Source organism: Cereibacter johrii (genome assembly GCF_001720585.1).
GTDB lineage: Bacteria > Pseudomonadota > Alphaproteobacteria > Rhodobacterales > Rhodobacteraceae > Cereibacter_A > Cereibacter_A johrii.
Genome location: NZ_MABH01000061.1, coordinates 1 through 4,071, shown reverse-complemented (window position 1 = coordinate 4,071; position 4,071 = coordinate 1). Strand labels below are relative to the sequence as shown.

The 4,071-nt window shown below is 73.9% G+C and carries 3 protein-coding genes; all 3 read left to right on the top strand.

The genetic code is table 11. The features are described from left to right. A partial coding sequence (locus tag A9O63_RS04265) for an O-linked N-acetylglucosamine transferase, SPINDLY family protein (protein ID WP_069330814.1) occupies positions 1-1,495 on the top strand: 1,495 nt, incomplete at its 5' end. 56 nt (positions 1,496-1,551) lie between these two features. Beyond that, on the top strand, positions 1,552-3,726 hold the full coding sequence (locus tag A9O63_RS04260) for a peptidase domain-containing ABC transporter (protein ID WP_069330813.1): 2,175 nt from the start codon (positions 1,552-1,554) through the stop codon (positions 3,724-3,726). Next, positions 3,723-4,071 (top strand): biotin/lipoyl attachment domain-containing protein (locus A9O63_RS04255; protein ID WP_141703035.1); only part of this gene is annotated, 349 nt, incomplete at its 3' end. The genes A9O63_RS04260 and A9O63_RS04255, both read left to right, overlap by 4 nt.

Below are 4,071 nucleotides of genomic sequence, written 5' to 3'. Positions count from 1 at the left end.
TCAGGCGGCCGAGGCGCAGGGCGACCGGACGCAGGCCCTGGCCTTCCTGCGCCAGGTGCTGCCCCCGGCCGAGGGGCGGCGCCAGCTCCACCGCCAGCTCGGCCGGATGCTCGAGGCCGAGGGCCGGCTCGCGGAGGCCGCCGAGGAGCTGCGGGCCTCGCTCCTCATCGATCCGCGCCAGCCCGAGGTGGTCCAGCATCTCGTCCATGCCCGCCAGAAGATGGCGGCCTGGCCCCCGGCCCGGCTGGCGGTTCCCGGCCTGACCGAGGCCGAGGCCGAGCTGCAGTGCGGCCCGCTCGCCACCCTCGCGCTGCATGACGATCCCGTGCGGCAGGGCGAGGTGGCCGCGGCCTGGATCGCCCGGCATGTGCCCGATCCGGGCGTCCGGCTCGCCCCGGCCGGGGGCTACCGCCACGACCGGCTGCGGCTCGGCTATCTCTCGTCGGATTTCTGCCGCCATGCCATGAGCTTCCTCATCGCCGAACTGCTCGAGCGCCACGACCGCAGCCGGTTCGAGGTGGTGGGCTACTGCGCCTCGCCCGAGGACGGCAGCCCCGAGCGCGCGCGGGTGCTCGCCGCCCTCGACCGGCATGTGCCGATCGGCGCCCTCTCCGACGAGGCCGCGGCCCGGCGCATCCGCGCCGACGAGATCGACCTGCTGATCGATCTCAACGGCCTCACCCGCGGCGCCCGGCCGGGCATCCTGCGCTGGAAGCCCGCCCCGGTGCAGGCGGCCTATCTGGGCTATATCGGGCCGGTCCCGCTGCCCGAGCTCGACTGGCTGATCTGCGACCGGGTGACGGTGCCCGAGGCCGAGGCCGCCCATTACCGCCCGGCCCCGCTCCGGCTCGAGGGCTGCTATCAGGCCAACGACGGGCAACGGCCCCTGCTGCCCGCGGTCGACCGTCCGGGCGAGGGCCTGCCCGAGGCGGCCTTCGTCTTCGCCTGCGCCTCGCATTTCTACAAGATCACCGAGCCCCTCTTCGCCGCCTGGTGCCGGATCGTCGCGGCCGTGCCGGGGTCGGTCCTGTGGCTCGTCGAGGATACGCCCGAGGGGCAGGCGGCGCTGGCCGGCCGCTGGCAGGCGGCGGGCCTCGACCCCCACCGGCTGATCTTCGCGCCCCGGGTCGATCCCGCCCGCTACCGGGCGCGGCTGGCGCTGGCCGACCTCTTTCTCGACACGATGCCCTACAATGCCGGGACCATCGCCTCGGACGCGCTCCGGATGGGGCTGCCCGTGCTCACGCTCGCGGGGCGGACCTTCTCGGGCCGGATGGCGGCGAGCCTCCTCACGGCGGTGGGGCTGGAAGATTGCATCGCCCCCGACCTCGAGGCCTATGTCTCCCGCGCCGTGGCGATCGCCACCGACCCGGCGGCGGCCCCCGCCCTGAAGGGGCCCGCGCTCGCCGAGCGCTGGAGCCGAACCTTAGGCGACTGCCGCGATTTCACCCGCCGCTTCGAGGCGGCCCTGCTGTCGGTCGCCCGCCGCGCCTGAGCCCTTGCCCGCCTGCCGAAACGGAGCCTTAAGGCCCGCCGCCTACACAGGGACGCATGGCAGCCTTCGATTCCCAGCTTCCCGGGTCCATCGCCCTCGACACGCCCGTGCTGTCGACGCTGCGCGCGGTGTTTCTGGTGGCGGCCCATCACGGGGTGCTGCTCGGCCCCGACGAGCTGCCCCCGCTCGAGGCCGGCGATTTCGCGCCCGATCTGCTGCGGCTTCTGGGCGGCAAGGGTCTGCGCTGCCGGCTGCTGGAAGATGCGGGCTGGCGCACCGCCTCGCGGCTCGGGCAGGCCTATCCCGCGCTGGCGGAGCTGCGGGGCGGGCACTGGGCGGTGCTCGTCCATGCGGGCGGGGCGGAGGGTGCGCGGACCGTGGCCCTCCTCGATCCGCGCCGCGAGGCGCAGGGGGTGCAGGCCCTGCCCTGGGAGGAATTCGCCCGGGACTGGACCGGCCGGCTGATCCTGATCGGGCGCCCCGACCGGCCGAGGGCCGCCGAGACCGCCTTCGGGCTGCGCTGGTTCCTGCCCGCGCTCGCGCGCGAGAAGGGGCTCTTTCTCGGCGTCGCGGTGGCGGTGGTGATCGGCAACCTGATCTCCTACGCGCTGCCCCTCCTCATGCAGGCGATGATCGACCGGGTGATCGCCTACCAGGCCTGGAACACGCTTGCCGCGGTCGCCGCGGTCTTCGTGCTGCTGGCGCTGTTCGACGCGGGCTTCGGCTATGTCCGCCAGCGGCTGAGCCAGATCGCGGGCGGGCGGATCGACGCCCATCTGGGGGCAGAAAGCGTGGCCCATCTGCTCTCGCTGCCCATGACGCTGTTCGAGACCACGCCCGCAGGCGTGCTCGCGCGCAACATCCAGCAGACCGACAGGATCCGCCAGTTCCTGACCGGGCGGCTGCTGCAGACCCTGCTCGACGCGGCCCTCCTGCCCGTGCTCTTCGCCACGCTGGCCTTCCTGTCGGGCCGGCTCGCGCTGGTGATCGCGGCCTACGGGATCGCCATCGCGGGCTGCATCGCCCTCATGCTGCCGCTCCTCCAGCGGCGGCTGAACGCGGTCTATGCGGTCGAGGCCGAGCGGCAGGCCCTTCTGGTCGAGACGCTGCACAACATGCGCGCGGTGAAATCGCTCGCGGTCGAGCCCGCCCGCGGCGCGCTCTGGGAGGAAAGCCTCGCCCTCTCGGTGCGCAGGCAATGGGATCTGGGCCGCGTCTCGGCCGTCACGAGCACGCTCACCAGCCTGCTCGAGCGGCTGATGCAGGTGAGCGTGGTGGCCTTCGGCGTGGCGCTGGCGCTCGAGGGCGCGATCACGGTGGGCACGCTCGTGGCGGTGCTGATGCTGGCCGGGCGGGTCAGCGGGCCGCTGGTCCAGATCGTGGGGCTCGTCAACGAATGGCAGGAGGCCGCCCTGTCGATCGGGATGCTGCGCCAGATCATGGATCACCCGCCCGAACGGCCCGACAGGGCCGCCCTCGCCCGCCCCGCCCTCACCGGCGCGCTCGAGATCCGGGGGGTGAGCTTCGCCTATCCCGGCGCCGCCACGCCCGCGCTCGATCAGGTGAGCCTCGCCATCGAGCCCGGGCAGGTGATCGGCATCGTCGGGCGCTCGGGCTCGGGCAAGACCACGCTCACCCGGCTCATCCAGGGCATCGAGACCCCGCAGGCCGGGCTGATCCTGTTCGACGGGATCGACATCCGCAGCATCGCGCTCGGCCCCCTGCGGCGGCAAGTGGGGATCGTGCTGCAGGACAATCTGCTTTTCCGCGGCACGCTGCGCGAGAATATCGCCCTCGCCCGCCCCGAGGCCGGGCTCGAGGCGGTGGTGCGCGCGGCCACCCTCGCGGGGGCCGACGAATTCATCCGCCGCCTGCCGCGGGGCTTCGACACGCCCGTCGAGGAGGGGGGCGCGAACCTCTCGGGCGGCCAGCGCCAGCGCGTGGCGATCGCGCGCGCGCTGCTCACCGATCCGCGCATCCTGATCCTCGACGAGGCCACGAGCGCGCTCGACCCCGAATCCGAGGCGGTGGTCAACCGCAACCTCGCCGCCATCGCCCGCGGCCGGACCATGATCGTGGTCTCGCACCGACTCTCGTCCCTCGTGCGCGCCGACCGGATCGCGGTGCTCGACCAGGGTCGGCTCGTGGCCTTCGCCCCGCACGAGGCGCTGCTCGCGGGCTGCGAGATCTATGCCCATCTCTGGCGCCAGCAGACCGAGCATCTGTCATGAGGAGGCTCGCGCCCGAGGCCCTGGCCTATCAGTCGCCGCTCGAACGGATCCGGCACGAGCCGCTGCCCTGGCTGCTCCGGCTCTGGCCCTTCGGGGCGGGGGCGCTGCTGGCGGCGCTGGTGGGGCTTGCGGCCCTCCTGCCCATCGATGTGGTGGTGAGCGCGGGGGGCCGGATCGCGGCCGACGACCCGGCCGCGGTCCTGCGCCCGGTGACGGCCGCGGTGCTGCGCAGCCTCCTTGTGCGGCCGGGGGATCTGGTGGCGCCGGGCCAGCTGCTCGCGCGGCTGGACAGCCGGACCTCCGACGCCGATGCCGCGCAGCTGAAGGCGCAGGCCGCCGCCCTCT